The sequence below is a fragment of the Peribacillus frigoritolerans genome (assembly GCF_004358755.1).
Lineage (GTDB): Bacteria > Bacillota > Bacilli > Bacillales > Bacillaceae > Bacillus_P.
This window is the reverse complement of record NZ_SMZY01000006.1, coordinates 50668-68967: the sequence shown is the minus strand read 5'-3', so window position 1 is coordinate 68967 and position 18300 is coordinate 50668. Positions and strand designations below refer to the sequence as shown.

Here is an 18300-nt window from a genome sequence, read left to right as displayed (position 1 = left end):
GGAGATTAAACTGTGCCTCGCATCAAAGATATTCAGCTGTACGTACCTGCGAACAAGGATATAAACTGGACTTTTTCCATGGAACAAGATGTATCACGTTTTTATATAGCCGTCTATTGTCAAAACTAACCGTAAAAGAAGATAAAGGGATTCAGATTTATTGTGTAGAGAGTCTAAAACAAATAGAGCAGATCGATACGTTTGAACATATCATATTTGATTACTATCCTGTTTTTGTTGTAACAAATGTTGAAGCGATCTTAGCTTTGACTCTGATTGGGAAAAAAAGAACATACACTTGAGATTGGTCGAATATTCCAGAGTCATGTTCCTTGTAAGTCCTCAGTTGTTAATACTTAATTATACTCTTGATTGTAAATATCTAAATGTTTCTTTTAAAAATCAGCTATCACTTCATCCATATCAATCACAATTGTTTCTGTTTTTTCCTGTAAATCTGCATTTTAAGCAACCACCTCCGATTAATGAACACTTAACTTTCTTAGTTCTAGTAAAACACCATTTTTCAGATAGCTGTATTGATCTATGTCTGTATCCGTAAAAGCCTCTTCTCTATTAGATGGCACATCTTCATACTTTATACTTTCAGAGAATTGATAATCGGTAAAATCATACCGTGTATTTTGAATAATATTATAATAGTGCCATCCCTCAGATAAGGGAGTTTTCCTGATCTCCCCTCCTAAAATATCATTGACCACCAAAGATGTTACACCACAGTGTCCTCTTGCGGGATTATCTATAGTCCATTTCGAACTTGATTTTAATGACCAAGTTTTTTTAAAAATGTTTAATAACTGTTCAATAGTTTTTTCATATGTACTCATTAATAAATCTCCAATACTAATAACTTAGTTTTTTAAGAATATGGGATTGTGTACAGACATCATGATTTAAGATAATCTTTTTGTATTATCCCATAGACTGCACAATCCTTGTATTGATTCTTTGAATTGTGGATCATATGTCTAATTGTTTCCTCTTTGTCCAACCCAACCTTTCTCATAATCCTACCAGAAGCAGGATTGTCTGTGTTATGTGCAGCGGTGACCTTATGGATATTCATATGCTCGAAGCCAAATTCCATATTATCTTATTAAAGAAAATGCGTAAGAAGCAGTAGAATCATTTGCCATAGATATATTGGTGCTAAGATTTGAATATACACAGTTTCATTATAAGAATCATCAAAATTATTTTTATTTTGTGCTATGATATATGAATTATTTACATAAGGGGCACATGAGATGAATTACGCGGGGCAAATTTGTTTGGTGATAATTTCTATATTATTTACAGCCTATCAAAAGGTTGTGGGACAAGAACCTTTTTTTACATTAGACTTTTTAATCTTTACCCTTATTGCCTGGCTGGTTGGATGGCAATATGATACGGCTAGATACTACGCGAAAAAAGCACGCATGAATGAAACAAGCTACAAGCATATGATTGATTCATTGCCTGAATCGATCTTTATTCACCGGGATAACAAAATTGTGTATTTGAATAAAGCTGCGGTCAAATTGCTTGGGGCTACTAGTAAAAATGAAATTATCGGAAGAGATTTGTTTGATTTTATTGTACTTGAGTATAAAAATGTATTGCTGGAACGGATTGATCAGGTAAAAAAAGAGAAACAGCCATTACACAATATTGAACATAAAGTTAGACGTTCAGACGGATCAACATTTTTCTTTGAAATATCTTTATTGAATATTATATTTGGTGAAAAAGAGGCTTTGCTTTCAATTGGTAAAGATATTACTGAAAGGAAAGAGAAAACGGAGCTAATGCTTCAAAAATCCGAGAAACTCGCTCTTTTGGGACAAATGGCAGCTGGCATTGCTCATGAAATCCGCAATCCACTCACTGCCATAAAAGGATTTATTCAGCTAAAGAAGGCCGATCATCCTGAAGATGAGTACTATACGATTATGTTAAATGAGCTCGATCGAATAAATGCAATTGTAAGTGAATTTCTCGTTCTTGCAAAACCAAATGCTGTTGTTTTTAGAGAGCAAGATGTAAAAGATTTATTAAAAGATGTGGTTACTCTAATCAATACCCAGTCCATTCTAAATAATGTTCAAATCTTTTTGGAATTTGAGAGGGAACTGCCGAAGGTATTGTGTGCCGAAGGCCAATTAAAACAAGTGTTTCTAAATGTTTTTAAGAACGCTATTGAAGCCATGCCAATGGGCGGAAATATTGATGTGAAGGTTCAGTTAAAGGGGGAAGATGAGATTTCTATCCAGATTACCGATCAGGGAATCGGTATTTCAAAAGAACGGATATCTACACTGGGAGAACCGTTTTATACCACAAAGGAAAAGGGAACTGGGCTTGGATTAATGACGTGCTTTAGGATAATTGAAAGTCATAACGGGATACTGTCGTTCCATAGTAAAGAAAACGCAGGAACAACAGTTGAAATCATTTTGCCTGCAGTAATGAATAAAAAACTCATTAAATTGATATAGAACATAGTAAAGAAAAGGATATTTTGATTAGAGCTTATCTATTTGAAGTAATACATTGAGCGCTGCACTGCTGGACTCATAGATCATTTTGTCTAGTTTTTGACTGTATAGCAGAGTATCAGGGCTACTGAAACCCTGTTTATTAGCAATTCGCATCATAAGTTCTCGAAGAATATTAATCTCATTTAAAAGGTCTCTTTGTTCAATTGCATTCATAACTTGACTCCAACATTAGATTTTATAAGCATGAGTAATTGTTTAATAGAATTCCTATTATTCCATATTTTAGAAAAAAATGAAACGATTTTTATAAAAATTTATATTAGCGATTGTAAAAGAAGAATAAAAGCCAGGAAAGAAGACCTGGCTTATCAAGGGATGGAGTATATAATCACTTTGTAGGTTTCCTTGATATAAAAAGTTTGCACAATCTACATGAAAAATAAACTTAACATTATTCTTTAATATCCATCTGATACCTAACTGATTATCCTTCTGGAGCCCAATACCGTTGATTAACCGGAACTTTTAACTATTTAATTAAACGTTTGTTTAAACTAATAAGTATAAAAATGAGGACTCTTTTACTGGTTTGGCGGCAGCACGACAGTCTGATCAGAAAGGGGGAATCATCTTTCTGTCATTCTGTACGTGTCGCTTCGGCATTAAATGGCCCGATAACCACGGTCTGTACGGCTTTCGCCTACATTCCGTAGGTTCTTGTCCATTTGCGGCCAGCCGCCATACCGAACGAGCCGCAAGCCTGAAAGTCAAAAGGTGAAGAGATAAAAGAATAATAGGCAACAAGGTAAGCAGCCATTCATGGCTGCTTTTTATTGTGTTTTTCCCTTTTGAATCCGAATCGTAAAACAGCGCAAGCCGGCTACATCTCCATCCGGCAGGAACCCGAACCTTTCCGGCTGGAGAAGAAGACGGCGAGTCAATCAGTCAAGGGGCACAAAACTTTTTTAAAGGCGCCTGCAGCATAAAAAACTTTTGTGCTCATACCGCCCTTGACCAATTGCCTATGCGTGCTTTTCGTTCTCCTTGCAAAAGGGGAAAAATCATCCCCCTTTGGGGAACATCAGCGCTTCGGCTTCAAAATGGACAACCCAAGATTTAAAAGAAAAGGAGGATAGAAACAACCTCAAAAACACTCAAAACTGTAGAAAAGTAATATCCAAAAACATTATTACAAAGGAGAATGAAAAATGAATTTAGAATCTATCTTTGAAGTAGTGAGAATCAGACAGGAAATCAGGGAAGCAAAAGAAGCTTTTGCCGCATACAAGATAACTTCCCCAATGGATGCAGAAAAGCTTGCGGCATCTTATATTGCAGATGAGGACAGAGAGGTATTTCTCGTCATGATGCTTAATACAAAAAATGAGGTTATCGGTTTGCACCGGGCACACGTGGGAAGTTTAAATGCAAGTGTTGTTCATCCAAGAGAGGTGATGAAATCAGCCATTTTAAACAATGCGGCCTCTATTATCGTCAGTCACCAGCACCCCTCAGGAGACCCGACACCAAGCATGGAAGATATTGAAGTTACAAGGAGAATTGCTGAGGCAGGGAAGACGTTAGGCATTCAGCTCCTTGACCACATTATCGTCACCCACAAAGGAAACCATATGAGCTTGAAAGAAAAAGGCTATCTGTAAGTTTTAGGATATAGAACAAAGGGCATTGCCCCTTTGTTCTATATAGCATGAGAGTTTTTAGATTGAGAACTTAATAAAGCTGTACGAAAGGAAGAAAAAACAACTGTTTTTTCAAGGATTAAATCTGACAGGCATCGAGCCTGTTATTAATCTTGCTGCCGAAGCTTAATCCAAAACCCAATCCCTTAAGGAGGAGAGCAAGTATGAATGAGAAAACATGTCCATATTGCGGAAGTGACATTAAGAAAATGAATGAATTTCAGTACTTCTGCGGGTTCTGTGACATGAGAGTTAATTCAAATAAGGCCATGCAGAACAATGAAAGGCTGGAAGTGCGGACGCGTGAATTTGTAGCCGATCATTATATTGATAAGAACACCCAGGAATTAATGGGTTTTTCAACGTATGAACTACTGTATTTATTAAAGTTCATCAGGAAAGAAAGAAGTGATATGTATCACCATATGAAAACTTTTCATCGGGCTGGTGAACTGGAAGATACAGATCAATTTGAAGAAATAGAAAAAGAAACAGGCAGAAATTATATATATCTGTCTAAAAAAATGTTCGTTGTCGAAAACTAATTCGCGAGCGATTAGGATATGTGCCTGTAAGGATTACAGAAACCTATCTGCTTAAGTACTTAGAAAACATCAAGAATGATAAAAAGAGCCTTATGACTATTCGTACTGAGCGCGTTAAAAAGAATGGGAGAAGATGATTGATCACACTAATGGGATAAAAATGATATTGATTTGTTACGGCTTTTCCATCACTTAATAGGAAGAGTCTTTTCTATTTCAAATCAGTCAGGGCGATTTAATTGTTAAGCATATTTGAATTTTATGTAAAATTCATTAGGAAAACTGTAATTTCATATACCAGAATTATAAGATGTTAATAGGTCTAAAGGAGGTAATAGAATTTGGAAATTTATAAGATGGGTGCAAAATTTATTTTTGGAGTGAGTGGAGGAAAATTTAATGAAGATTTGAAAGAGCCTGAAGCCATGATATTTTGCAATCACCCAACACCTACAAAACTGTGGAAAACACCAACCGAAAAAAATGAGAACCCTTTTAATCGTGAGAAATGGGAAACACGATATGTATTCAGGGAATTAAAGGGGGATGGGAAGAAGTTTTACATCTTTCAAATGGAATCAACATGGTATGAACCATCCTATTCGACTACAAAAGCAGAAATATTTATGGACGAAAATTACGTTAAAGAAAAAATTAACACGCTTCATAAAAAAGACAATGTAACAGAGTATCATTGGGATCTCGAAAAAATAAAATGGATTGAAATTGACCGTGGTTGCAGTGGGGACTAGTTTTTAAGGTAATCTAAATAGATTTATAGGCTGTTTACAACCCAGTTATTTACTATAATATAATTATGAAATTACTGGGTTAGGAGATATAAAATGGATACAGCGTTACTGCATGGCGAAGAAATAAATATTGTATATGAACTTGTTAAATATCAACGAGATGGGTACTCTCAGCAGGAAATCAAACCTATATTCGAAAAGCAATATCGTGCTTTTTCAAAAAAGAAGGCATTTAAATGCTTGTGCTGCGGCACAAATGTAAAAATTGTTCTTCCTAACGAAAATAAATTCTCGTTTAGTCATTTTGATAAAAGAGAGTGCTCATATAGTGAAAATTATAAATCTTACAATAAACATAAAGATAAATATGAAAACGAAACAACTCATGATATGGGGAAAACCTTGATCCGAACATTCATCGAGGGCCAGATGAAACTTCTTTATCCTCTTCAGGTTTCACTTATCGAGGGATATAAATATAAGGCTCGGCTTGGGATTGTACCGGATTTTATCATTGAGCTACCTGATGGCACAACATGGGCACTGGATTTCCTTACCGGTTTAAAAACGAGTAAGCAATACAGTGAACATATTGAAAAAAGGAAAGCAGTTTATACAGCTCAGGGATTTAAATCATTTTTTTTTATAGATAAACAGTGGCTTGCCTATCATAAGTCTGTTTCACCGCATACGACTCTTGTTGAGGCAGAAGAAAAGTTATTGATAAAGACCCGTCAAGATCAAAAATGGCAGGACGAATTCTACAGCATTCGTTCTGAAGAGCGGAACTATGTACAAGACAGTATGGGAATTCGTCATTTTTCAGTAGTAAGCATTGCTTATTTTAATCCAATGGACAGTAACTGTACCGTACTAAGACTTGTGAAACAAGAAAGTGGAAATTTTGACTATTATGTTGTTGGAAATCCACTTACATTTAGTATTGAACGTGCTCTAACCGTTGATTTAGAGGAAAATCTCTTTACTTTATATGATGAAAATGAAGATGATCTAATTAAAGAATACCAAGAACGTATAGTAACTGATTACATAAAGCATTTAACAATATTAGAGGAAAAGAAGAAGGAGGAACTTGAGAGTCAAAAAAAGAAAGATCATTTGGATCAGTTTAAGAAGAACCCATCGTCATTTTCAGAAGCGCCTCCCTTACTTAAGCAGCAAGCTTATTATAACGAAGGGATCAATGCAGGTTATAAAAAGCAAATAACAGCTCACTTAATGAAGAAGTTTGGCATCAAGGATTTCCCTTTTTATTTAGAAAAAAAAGAAGATGAACTGAATAGCAAAAGAGAAAAGCTGTTAAATAAATCAGTTGTTGGTGAGGCTTATATTAGAAACGGTGCGGGTCCTACATGGAAAAGCATCGTTATCGATCATTTCTTTCTTTTCTTATTTGAAAAAGTTGATATCGATCAACTGATTGCAACCATTAAGGAATCCGGTGCAATATTTACCCAAGAAAAGAGGAGTTTAATAGAACCACCTATAAAGTCGTTTATCGAAGTTATTAAAAAAGAACTCAAGATAAAGAATTAACAATTTCATTTTGCGTCCAGGATATCTAGCTAATCAGAAGACAGAAGGAATTCCCTGTAATTCTGTACGCAGTTACGGGTAAAGAAGTTCTTAATTTCAGCGGCAAATAAGCAACTATATCGATTCCCTCTTTTTGCGTGTTCTTGAAAAACAATATTACAAGTCAGCTTTAGGAGTGTACAAGTGTGAGAGTGAAAAAGGTGTTTATTATCGTGCTTGCTTTTTTGATGGTGGGCTGTTCCAGTCAGACAAAGGTGATCCAGGAACCAAGGTCAGTGGTGTTGGAATTTTTTTCAGTAAAAGAAGAGACAAGACCGATTTTTAACCAATTGATAACTGATTTTGAAGCAAGGTACCCTGGTATTAAGATTAACCAAGTTATTGTGCCGAATGGTATGTCGGTCCTGAAAACTCGAATAGCACGGGGAGATGCGCCAGATTTATTTATTTCCTATCCCTTTGAGCAGGACTATATCACTCGTGCCCGAAAAGGCTATCTGCTTGACTTGAGCCGTGAAATGTTTTTGGACCGTATTCAGCCTACCATTCAGCAGCGATACAGAATAAGTGGACATATGTATGGTGCTGCCTTTACTCAGAATGCGGTGGGGGTTTTATATAATAAACAGCATTTTAAGCAATTGGATTTAAAGACTCCGAGTACGTGGGATGAGTGGGTTGAGGTTATGGAGACCTTGGAGAAAGCAGGGAAGAAGCCATTGGTGATGGCGAATAAAGAGGCGGATCTAACCAGTGTTCTGACGTTAAATTTTGTGGCGAACGTTTTCCCACCATCATATTGGAAGAGTCCGCTTCATCTACAAAATGACTCGTCCTGGATGGAGATAAACACAAAAGTGGAAACCCTTCTTTCTTACGCCCAGAAGGAATCGTTTTCCATGAGTTATTCCGATGCCAATGAAGCCTTCGCTTTCGGAGAAGGTTCCATGTATGTGATGGGTACATGGGCGCTGCCTATAATAGAAAGGTTGAAACCAGATTTGGATTACGGTATTTTCCCGGTGCCTGTCTCCAATTCTCCTGATGAAAACCGAGTATTGGGCGGAGTCGATATCGGCATCTCAATATCTTCCGATACGGAGTACTCAAATGAAGCCAAGCTGTTTCTTGCCTTTTTAACAGAACAGGCGAATGCTCAAGCCCTGTCCTTGTATGAAGGCTCGATCAGTACGATTATTGGCGTGCGAAAAACAAAGGAGTCCCTTGCAATACTTGAAAAAAAAGTGCAGGACGGAGAGGCGGTCAACTGGCCAAATCACTATTGGGCAGGCGGTACAGCGGCGGAAACGGAGTACCGCCTGCTTACCCAGCAGTATTTCTATGACCTGGACAAAACCACGTATCTAAAAAAACTGGAAGAGATGTTTCAAAAGTATACTTACTCTCCCTGGGATGACGGGGAGTAAGAATGATGACTTTTCAGCGCAAAATCATCCTCGCGTTTCTTGTATTTGTTCTGTTCCCCATCTTCATTCTTGGTTATTTGTCCTACTGGATATCGCGGGATACGCTTCAAGAGACGATCTCCAACCAGACAGTGCAGACGCTGAACGTATTGGACAGGAATCTTCTGGAGGCGGTGGAGGAAGTAAATCACTTTTCTGACTACATGGTTTCATCAGGGGATGTTCATTCTTTTTTAGCCAGTCAACAAGAAAAAAGCCTGATAGAACTTTATCATAAGAGACAGGCGATTGCCGGTATGATGTATGCTAATGCAGAAGTACAGCAGTTTATCCTATACGACCTGGCTGGAGACCGGATGTATCAATCCAATGACCAGCTTTTATGGAAAGAGCCTGAATGGATGGTGCAGGAAATGAAACAGAAGAAAGGTGCTTCAGTCTGGTTGAGTCCTACAGCTATTCGGAAGCACCCCTTACAAGGACAAAGTGACCTTTTTCTGACCCAGGGTCGTATCATTAACGATATCAATACGCTGGATCCGCTTGGTTATATGGTGCTAGCCATCCGGCTCGATTTGTTGGATAACGTGTTTGCCTCCGAATCTGAGACTCCATCAACCGAATTGCTTATAAATAAAAAAGGAGATATTTTGTATGCTCTCGATCACCAATTGATTGGAAAAAGATTGGACGTTGGGTCGCTAATAAAAATGCATACGGGAGAAACTGGTTTTTTTCTTGATCAGTGGAACGGAGAAAAGCAATTAATTACCTATAGGCCTTCTACTTTCCAGATGGCAGGAGAAAAGGATGTATGGATGGTTTCCATGAAACCGTGGGATGTGCTCTCAAACAGCACCGTTTACATCCGGAACATCACGTTTCTTCTAAGTGCTGTCGCCCTCCTGGCAGCTGTATGTTTCAACTGGTTCTATTTAAGGAGAATTTCAGGCTTTATCCAGGCCTTGCAAAAGAATATGAAGCTTGTGGAGAGTGGAGACCTGTCTGCCAGAATGAATGAATATTCATTGAAAGAATTGAAGAATCTGTCTTTCCGGTTTAACCAAATGATTATTCGGATTTGGGAACTCATACAGCGGATTAGAAGGGAGGAAGAAAAAAACAGGGAGGCAGAGTTCAAGGTGCTGCAGCAACAAATCAACCCTCACTTCCTTTACAATACGCTCGAATCCATCAATGCTCTTGCTGCTTCCAGCGGACAAAAGGAAATTAGCAAAATGACGATCAATCTTGGCAGGCTTCTGCGCATATCTATAAATGGGAGCTTTGAAGTTCCGGTCCGTCAAGAAATATCCCATGTGATTAGTTACCTGGAAATCCAAAAAATCCGTTTTGAAAACTTATTTACCTATGAAGTGGTGATTGACCCATCCTTGGAAAGCGAGCCTGTCTTAAAACTGGTTCTCCAGCCCCTGGTGGAAAACATCCTGACTCATGCGTTTGGTCAGGAAGATAATGGGCGGATTTCGATACGAGGATCACGATCTCAAACAACTGGGTATTTCTGGGTAGAAGACAACGGGAAAGGAATCCCTCACACTGTTCTTGAAAAACTGCAAAAAAAACGGGATGAGAAGGAAGAACGCGGACACGGCATTCGAAATGTACACGAACGCATAAAACTATACTATGGAGAAAAATACGGGATGATGGTGTGTTCTTGTGAAAAAGGAACAATCATCCGTATTTCTTTTCCTCTCAAAAAGGGTGGGTCAAATGTTTAAAGTCGTGATTGCAGATGACGAAGCATTGATTTTGAAGAACTTACAGTCCATTATTCCCTGGTCTGACCTTCAATGTGAAGTAGTGGGTACAGCCAGAGATGGACAGAGAGCGTTTTCTTTGTGCGAACAGCATGGTGCCGATTTGCTTCTTACGGACATTTCCATGCCGGGGATGACCGGTCTGAACCTGCTGAAAAAACTGGATACGCTTCCGAAAAAGCCTCTGACAGTGATGATAAGCGGATACGACTATTTTGAGTACGCAAGGGAAGCATTGAAAAATAAGGCTTTTGATTATATTTTGAAGCCGGTCGATTATGAAGAGCTTTATCTCTGCATTGAACGGGGGATTTATCATTTAAAAGAAAAAGCAGAACGAGAGTATGAAGTCGAGAAGCAGAGGCTTTACGAAGTGTTTACCAAGGGTTCATACAATGGGAACCCATCCTGCGAATCAAAACCAATAATTCCTATATTGTTAGAGGGCGCTAGTGTTTACTTAGAACCCCCCGTACTCGAAAAAAGACACTATTCTTATTCACTTTCTCCTAATGCTACATTCATCCTGGCAGAATGGCCAACGGAGGAACTTCCAATTTTGCTAGAAGTACTGCGTGATTGGAATGAAGACGCAGATAATACCGTGTTGATTGGATCGCCTGTCGTTGACGAATCCTTGTTAAAGCCAGCCCTAGAGGAACTGAAGACATGGATGAGTACACATCGCTTAGTGGATGAGAATGTGGTTTGGGTAGAAGAACTGAAGGAGAAACATCTCTCCAAAAAATCCGTTGCAGATTCGATTGGAGAAGCCAGTCGTTTTATCCACGATCATTATCAAGAAGACATCTCAGCGGAACAGGTTGCAGGGCATGCGAATATGAGTATCAGTTACTTCAGTTTGTTGTTTAAGCAAGTTACAGGTTTCACCTTTTTGGACTACTTGACCGGTTACAGGATTGAAAGAGCCTGTTTTCTTTTGCTCCATACTGAGTTGAAAACCTATGAAATTGCCGAAAAAGTAGGCTATGGTGATCCACGCTATTTCAGCCAAGTATTTCGCAAAAGGTTGAATGTCACCCCAAGTGAATATCGAAAAAAAAAGACTGCGCTGTAATTTTGGAGAGGGCATGGATGGAAGGCTGTCAATTGTATTCTTGTCGTAAATAGGAAAATCAGAAGAAGTTGTCACCAATTTAAAGGAATGCCTCCTCTCGCATGCCGATGATGATGGGAAGAAAAAAGTGAAGTAGCGTAGATGGTTAAAATAAGATTTCACCAATAGGACCTTTAAGAGGTCCTTTTTTTTTCTGAGGTTAAGTATGTGAAACAATGTACTAATTGAAGAGAAATTTAAACCTTAATAAGAGTAATGCCACCTATTGAATGCGTTTACAATCCTTTAATATGAAACTATGAAAACGCTTTATACGAATTGAGGGGGAAAAAAATGAAAAAAAATCTATTGGTTTTGAGCACTGCGGCCATGCTGGCTGTTGGATCGTTAGCGGCTTGCAGCAACAAGGAGTCAAGTGGTTCCGCCGATGGCGAAACGAAGTTGACACTCTGGCATCCTGAGGGTGATAAGTCTGTAGCATACGATGAAATCATCAAAGATTTCAATAAGGAACATGATGGAGAAATTGAAGCGAAAATTGAATACATTCCTCGAGGTAATAAATATGCGTACGAGGATAAAGTCTCGGCAGCTGCCACCAGCAACACTTTGCCCGACTTGTTGGCGATGGATGGACCGAACGTGGCTAATTACGCAGATGCCGGCATTATTCAGCCAATTGACGATCTTATAAAAGAGAAGGACAAATTTGTTGATTCGGCTATTAAGCAGGGAACGTTCAAAGATAAATTATACGCGATAGGGGCGACTGAATCGACTGTAGCACTCTTCTACAATAAGAAAATGCTTGCTGATGCTGGCATCACTCCTCCAACAAAGTTGGAAGACGCATGGACTTGGGATGAGTTTTATGAGGCAGCGAAAAAGTTGACCAGCAAAGAAAAAGGCATTTACGGAGTTAACTGGACACTTGACTACGGTGAATGGATCATCTACTTCACAGGACCAGCGGTCTGGAGCAACGGCGGAAGTTTTATAGCGGAAGACGGTTCCACAGCTGAAGGCTATATGAATGGTCCAAAAACCGTGGAAGCTCTGAAATTTTTACAGAAATTCACCAAGGAAGGGCTCGTGAATCTTCAGCCGACTCCTACAGAATTTGAAGATGGAAAAGCAGCCATGATGCTCATGGGTTCATGGGAATGGACGAAACTGCAAGACTATCCTGATACAGAGTGGGGCATCACCTACTATCCGAAGAGCCCGAATGGCGAGCAGGTTTCTCCATCAGGGGACTGGACATGGGGAATTTCCACAAGTACAAAAGACAAGGAAGCAGCCGCTGAACTATTGAACTTCATGAATACAAAAGAAAATGTATCTAAGATTGCAGCAGTTGAAAACACCCCGCCATCTCGTTCGGATTCCATGGAAGAATTAACGGAATGGGACAAAGAACCTCTTAATGTCCTGAAAGACCAAGTCTTAAATACGGCCCATGCGCGTCCTGCGACAACTTCTTATCCGGTATTGTCCACGAAATATGGTCAAGCCGTTCAAAACATCTTCCTTGGAGGCGATGTTCAGAAAGAGCTTGATAAAGTCACTAAAGAAGTGGAGACAGACATAGCTCGTAAATAATAAAATCCTGAACAGGTAATCATCAAACATGATTACCTGTTTTCTAAAAAAAGGTGGTTTGAATGGAATTAGAAACAGTTATTCCTGTCCGAGAAAAAAAATCTTTGACCTATGAAATGCAAAAACGGTTGCTAGGTGTTGTCTTTTCCCTTCCAGCTTTGGTTTTATTGTTTACATTTTTGATTTTGCCAGTAATCTTGGCCTTCGTGTACAGTTTCATGAATTACAACATGCTCAATCCCGATGGGAAAGAGTTCACAGGATTGGATAACTACATCCGTCTTTTCAAGGATGCCATCTTTCTCACAGCCCTAAAAAACACTCTTTATTTTACTGTCCTTGTGGTTCCGATTCAATGTGCGGTTGCCTTGGGACTCGCCCTTCTCGTCAACAAAAAAGTAAAAGTGGCAGGACTGGGCCGTGTGTTCTTCTTCAGTCCGGTTGTCACGTCGATGGTAGTCGTGGCGATACTATGGACATTTTTGTACAACGTGGATAACGGAATCATTAATCATGTTCTCAATTTCTTTGGAATTGAAAATCAACCATTCCTCCTGAGCCCTAACCAGGCCATGAATTCTATCATTTTCATGAGTGTTTGGCAGGCCGCCGGTTTCCAGATGATGATTTTCCTTGCCGGTCTCAAAGATGTGCCTGAAGAGCTGTATGAAGCGGCAGAAATGGACGGAGCGAATGTATGGCAGAAATTCCGAAATGTGACGATGCCCTGCATCTCACATGTGACCGGTTTTGTCCTAATTATCACGACGATTCAAGCATTCCGTCTATTTGTTCAGCCGTTTGTAATGACAAATGGGGGGCCAAGCGATTCGACGAAAACACTGGTTTTTATGCTGTACGAAAACGGATTCCAGTTTCGAGATGTCGGGTATTCCTCCGCAATTGCTGTGGTCTTCTTCATCATCGTTCTGATATCATCCCTGATCTTAAAGAAAGTATTAAAGCAGTAAGGAGGGTCTTCATTGCGCTATCAAACAAAAAGGAAAACTGAAAACTTGATCGTCACATTAGCGATTTTAGTATTGGGCTTTTTATTTATCGCCCCACTTCTCTGGATGATTGTATCCTCCCTGAAACCGGAAACCGGAATCTTTAAGGATATGGGATTTACTTCCTTCATTCCCAAGGAAGTAACCTTTGACAATTATATGGCCATCCTTTTTTCCGACCGGGTGAATTTCTTACATTACATGTGGAACAGTGTACTTACCGTCACACTGATTGTTTTCTTTGGCCTGATTGTCAATTCTATTTGTGCGTATGCACTCGTGAAATTAAAATTCCCAGGTAGCGATATAATACTGCTCGTCATCATTGCCCTATACGTGGTTCCATTCGAAAGCATGTTGATTCCGTTGTATATCGTCGTCAACTCTTTTGGATGGATCAATACGTATCCGGCTTTAATTGTTCCATTTGTGGCTTCCGCCTTTAATATATTCCTGTTTCGTCAATTCTTTCTGGGGTTCCCGAAAGAGCTCGAAGAAGCGGCGATGCTCGACGGTGCAAGCCCATGGCAGACATTCTGGAGAGTGGTTGCCCCGAATTCCAAACCTGTTTTTGCGACAGCTGCGATCCTGACATTCGTCAGCCAATGGAGCGATTTCATGTGGCCGCTCATTGTGGCAACGGATAAACAGATCCAGACCATTCAAGTCGGGATTCAATACCTATTTGCCGACCGGACCATTGAATATGGTCAAATTATGGCAGCTTTGACTCTTACGACCATTCCGGTCATCCTGATTTTTATCTTTTTCCAGCGTTATTATGTGCAAGGCATTACCTCGAGTGGAGTGAAAGGATGATAATAAATGACAAAAAAGACAAGTATGGAAAGATATCGCCCGGCTTTGCACTTTAGCGCGGACAAACATTGGATTAATGACCCAAACGGGTTGGTATTTTATAAAGGGGAATATCATCTGTTTTATCAATACCATCCCCACAGCACTATCTGGGGACCGATGCACTGGGGGCATGCGATTTCTAAGAATCTCGTGACGTGGGAGGAACTTCCGATTGCACTTTATCCAGACGAGCTTGGAGCCATTTTCTCAGGCAGCGCGGTGGTAGACTGGAACAACACCAGCGGATTACAGACTGGAGAAGAAGCTGTCATGGTGGCGATTTTTACCCATCACGGGGAGGACAATGAAAAACAAAGCATTGCTTATTCCAACGACCGGGGCCGAACATGGGTGAAGTATGAAGGGAACCCAGTGGTTTCTAACCCTGATTTGAAAGATTTCCGGGATCCTAAAGTCTTTTGGCACGAGGAAACCTCCAAGTGGATTATGAGCCTTGCTTGTGGTGATCATATCCGCTTTTATAGATCCCATAATTTAAAAGACTGGGAATATCTATCCTCCTTCGGCGAAAAATACGGAAATCATGGCGGTGTATGGGAGTGCCCGGATCTAATCAATTTGGAGGTAGAAGGGGAGCAACTGAAAAAATGGGTTTTGATTGTTTCCGTGAATCCCGGAGGACCTAATGATGGATCAGCAATTCAGTATTTCACAGGTGATTTTGATGGAAGAATGTTCGTTACAGATCAATGTGAGAGCGAAGAAAAGTGGGCGGACTGGGGTCGCGATTTTTATGCCGCGGTCACATGGAGCGGAACAGAACAGCCAATTTGGATTGGATGGATGAACAATTGGCAGTACGCAAACCAGACACCAACCGCCGAGTTCAGAGGATCTATGTCAATCCCAAGGTCACTTTCTCTCGAGAACAAGGAAGGTGTTCATACTCTGATCCAGACACCGATTCTCTCGGACGAAATGAGAAGCAATACGATTTTCGATCGTCAAAATGGAAGTTTTGAAAGTCTGACAGTGAAAGTACCTGAGCAACCTTTTATGGTGGAATTGAAACTAAACAACCTTTCATCCTTCGACATTTTGTTAAAAGGAGAAGGCGGAAATTTGAGGGTTGAGTTCGATGGAGCTTCTCAAGAAGTGAGAGTGGATCGGACCAAAAGTGGACTGGTTGAGTTTTCTGAACATTTCGCAAGCGTAGATGCCATGCCGCTTAAGTCCTTTCAAGATGCTTTACTCCTAGTGGATAAGGCATCGGTTGAATTATTCGTGAACGGTGGACGTTCGGTCATGACGGAATCTTTTTATCCGACTGGTTCCATCAACACTTTGGAATTCAAAAGTTCCCTAAACGAACCAGTGGAATATAAGCAGATTGGAGTACAAAGCTTTTCACTGTAAACAAGAAAGGATGAACGAAATGAAATTTTCGAATGGAAAAAGTGCAGAATGGTTCCGGCAAATAGCTAATTTTATGATTTTAACGGGCTTTTGGATTCTGGGGTGTATGCCGATTATAACCATTGGCCCTTCAACCGCGGCGGCTTTCGCAGTCATCCGAGAGTGGCAGCTCAAACAAAATGATAGTGTGTTTCGGAGCTTTTTCCAGTTTTTCCGGATTCATTTCAAACAAGGGTTTTGGATCGGGAATGGATGGATCCTTGCCGGGTTTATTCTTTCGGCCGATCTGTATGTGGTCCTCCACCTTGAGTCTTCCTGGAAAGTTATGTTCATCTCCCTGATTGGGACTGTCTGCTTGCTGTGGCTTCTAGTGGGAACCGCTTTGTTTCCGTGCCTAATCCATTACAGGAAAACAGGTTGGTCCTTGGTGAAAGCCTCCTTTGTCTTGACATTCAGTGATATCCAAACGTCGATTGGAATAGTGCTGTTTTGGTGTGCGGGACTCTTATTGTATTGGTACTTGCCGATCTTGATGTTGGTCTGCACTATCTTGATTTTTTACGTTACCTTTCGCTTTTCAATGCACTCTTTTGAAAAATTGGAGAGACTCGGACAGCTCACGTTTCTGCAATCGTAAAACACAGGATTGAACCTTGGAGTCATGCGGGGCACATTTGGGGTGGAACTTTCTCAACCATGGAAAAGACCTGTCCATTTAAGTGGAAGGTCTTTTCTTGAATATTTAGAGCCTGAACATTTTTTAGGAGGTAGAATGAATGGGGAAATTATATTGTATTGGGGAAGCACTCATAGACTTCATCGAAAACATTCTTGGTCCGTAGATACACTTGATTGGAGTGGAAAATCAGCGGAAGAAATTTTAACGATTGTGAATAGGGATAAATCACCAGGCGGGATTGTCCTGCAGCACAACTTCCAAAATACCAAATTACAAGGCACAGTCGATGCGCTGCCGCAGATGATTGACCAATTAAGAGCTGAAGGCTATGAATTTGTAACAATTGACAGCTTATTAGCAAAATAATAGATTAAGATTTTTATATTAAATATAAATATGTTGTATGGTTTGCTCCTACGTCTAAAGATGCCCGATAAAAGATGTTCTATGGTAATTCCAACCCTCGTTGACTTGAAATAAAGTCCGAGGGTTTTTCTATTTGTGCATTGTGTAATTTCAAAGAATTAGGATTTGGGTTTGTAATACTTTTTTACCAAAAAATCTCTGTTAAATTAGGAATCTCTACTGCTCAGCTTAAAGAAGCAAACCCGCAAATAAAAGATCCAAATAAAATTAATTCAGGTCAAATTTTAATTGTTCCAGAAAAACCCTATACCGGAATGATTTATATGGGTCCGAGCAGCAAAAAAGTAATCGCCCTTACTTTTGATGACGGTCCAGAGAACATTTATACTCCACAAATTTTAGACATCTTAAAAGCCAAGAATGTCAAGGCAACCTTTTTTGTTATGGGGCAGCAAGTAAAAGCATGCCCTGATTTGCTAAAACAGATTCATTCACAAGGTCATACTATTGGTAACCATACATGGTATCATCCTAATGTGACAACTTTAACGGATTCAAAATTTATTTAAACTGTGCAGTCTACAACTGACGAAATAGAAAAAGTTACGGGTGTGAAGACAAATTTATTCAGGCCTCCATATGGGGCGATTAAAGACAATCAGATTGAAACCCTTAATAAGTTAGGATATCGTTCCATTTCATGGACAATTGATTCATATGATTGGAATGGATCTTCAGCAAATGTAATTTTATCCAGAGTTAACATAAGAGCAGTGCCAGGCGGAATTGTTTTATTGCATAATTTCAAAGATGAACGTAAATTAGATGGAATGATAGAAGCACTTCCTAAAATGATTGACAACCTACGTGCACAGGGATATGAATTTGTTACAATACCTGAGCAATTAGGGAAATAGATATAAAAAGGTGTCTGAAAATTCAGGCGCCTTTTTATCGATTTTTTAGAAGTAATTATTCACGAAAATATCAAGAAATATCGAAATCATTTATTTATAAAATTATTCAACTGGTTTTAATCCAAAAAGCTTGAAGAATCT

The 18300-nt window shown here is 39.5% G+C and carries 17 protein-coding genes and 1 pseudogene; 15 read left to right on the top strand and 3 right to left on the bottom strand.

Annotated features, from left to right (window positions below):
- Positions 1-482 precede the first annotated feature (482 nt).
- Both E2R53_RS20700 and E2R53_RS23820 read right to left on the bottom strand, forming a co-directional pair.
- Positions 483-848, bottom strand: a complete 366-nt coding sequence (locus E2R53_RS20700) for a YunG family protein (RefSeq protein WP_133313627.1) — start codon at positions 846-848, stop codon at positions 483-485.
- A 59-nt stretch (positions 849-907) separates the two neighbouring features.
- Positions 908-1108 carry a GNAT family N-acetyltransferase gene (locus E2R53_RS23820; RefSeq protein ID WP_435796808.1) on the bottom strand — a complete coding sequence of 67 codons (201 nt, stop codon included), beginning with the start codon at positions 1106-1108 and terminating at the stop codon, positions 908-910.
- A 160-nt stretch (positions 1109-1268) separates the two neighbouring features.
- Between E2R53_RS23820 and E2R53_RS20690 the strand changes: the two genes are divergently transcribed.
- Positions 1269-2501 carry an ATP-binding protein gene (locus E2R53_RS20690; protein ID WP_133313626.1) on the top strand — a complete coding sequence of 411 codons (1233 nt, stop codon included), beginning with the start codon at positions 1269-1271 and terminating at the stop codon, positions 2499-2501.
- A 27-nt stretch (positions 2502-2528) separates the two neighbouring features.
- On the opposite strand, the gene E2R53_RS20685 is transcribed toward E2R53_RS20690, so the two are convergent.
- Positions 2529-2717: an aspartyl-phosphate phosphatase Spo0E family protein gene (locus E2R53_RS20685; protein ID WP_133313625.1), complete on the bottom strand. Its 189-nt coding sequence runs from the start codon at positions 2715-2717 to the stop codon at positions 2529-2531.
- A 995-nt stretch (positions 2718-3712) separates the two neighbouring features.
- Between E2R53_RS20685 and E2R53_RS20680 the strand changes: the two genes are divergently transcribed.
- From E2R53_RS20680 to E2R53_RS23685, 14 genes and pseudogenes are all read left to right on the top strand, one after another.
- Complete coding sequence (locus E2R53_RS20680; protein WP_133313624.1) at positions 3713-4165, top strand: JAB domain-containing protein; 453 nt, start codon at positions 3713-3715, stop codon at positions 4163-4165.
- Between the two features lie 203 nt (positions 4166-4368).
- Complete coding sequence (locus E2R53_RS20675) at positions 4369-4749, top strand: hypothetical protein (RefSeq protein WP_133313623.1); 381 nt, start codon at positions 4369-4371, stop codon at positions 4747-4749.
- A 341-nt stretch (positions 4750-5090) separates the two neighbouring features.
- Entirely contained in the window at positions 5091-5501 is a 411-nt protein-coding gene (locus E2R53_RS20670; RefSeq protein WP_133313622.1) for a hypothetical protein, read from the top strand.
- Positions 5502-5594: 93 nt separating this feature from the next.
- Entirely contained in the window at positions 5595-7058 is a 1464-nt protein-coding gene (locus E2R53_RS20665; protein ID WP_133313621.1) for a hypothetical protein, read from the top strand.
- A gap of 185 nt (positions 7059-7243) precedes the next feature.
- Positions 7244-8485: an ABC transporter substrate-binding protein gene (locus tag E2R53_RS20660; protein ID WP_133313620.1), complete on the top strand. Its 1242-nt coding sequence runs from the start codon at positions 7244-7246 to the stop codon at positions 8483-8485.
- A 2-nt stretch (positions 8486-8487) separates the two neighbouring features.
- Complete coding sequence (locus tag E2R53_RS20655) at positions 8488-10230, top strand: cache domain-containing sensor histidine kinase (protein WP_133313619.1); 1743 nt, start codon at positions 8488-8490, stop codon at positions 10228-10230.
- Positions 10223-11347, top strand: coding sequence for a response regulator transcription factor (locus E2R53_RS20650; RefSeq protein WP_133313618.1), 1125 nt, complete (start codon positions 10223-10225; stop codon positions 11345-11347). Before E2R53_RS20655 ends, E2R53_RS20650 begins: the two co-directional genes overlap by 8 nt.
- 333 nt (positions 11348-11680) lie before the next feature.
- A complete protein-coding gene (locus tag E2R53_RS20645) occupies positions 11681-12949 on the top strand; it encodes a sugar ABC transporter substrate-binding protein (protein ID WP_133313617.1) in 1269 nt (422 codons plus the stop codon).
- Positions 12950-13011: 62 nt separating this feature from the next.
- Positions 13012-13920, top strand: a complete 909-nt coding sequence (locus E2R53_RS20640) for a carbohydrate ABC transporter permease (RefSeq protein WP_133313616.1) — start codon at positions 13012-13014, stop codon at positions 13918-13920.
- A gap of 12 nt (positions 13921-13932) precedes the next feature.
- A complete protein-coding gene (locus E2R53_RS20635; RefSeq protein WP_286166343.1) occupies positions 13933-14778 on the top strand; it encodes a carbohydrate ABC transporter permease in 846 nt (281 codons plus the stop codon).
- A 6-nt stretch (positions 14779-14784) separates the two neighbouring features.
- Positions 14785-16197, top strand: a complete 1413-nt coding sequence (locus E2R53_RS20630; RefSeq protein WP_133313615.1) for a glycoside hydrolase family 32 protein — start codon at positions 14785-14787, stop codon at positions 16195-16197.
- 10 nt (positions 16198-16207) lie between these two features.
- Entirely contained in the window at positions 16208-16834 is a 627-nt protein-coding gene (locus tag E2R53_RS23815) for a YesL family protein (protein WP_353653494.1), read from the top strand.
- Positions 16835-16969: 135 nt separating this feature from the next.
- Entirely contained in the window at positions 16970-17242 is a 273-nt protein-coding gene (locus E2R53_RS20620) for a hypothetical protein (RefSeq protein WP_133313613.1), read from the top strand.
- A 314-nt stretch (positions 17243-17556) separates the two neighbouring features.
- Positions 17557-18159, top strand: a pseudogene (locus E2R53_RS23685) (polysaccharide deacetylase family protein).
- Positions 18160-18300 lie beyond the last annotated feature (141 nt).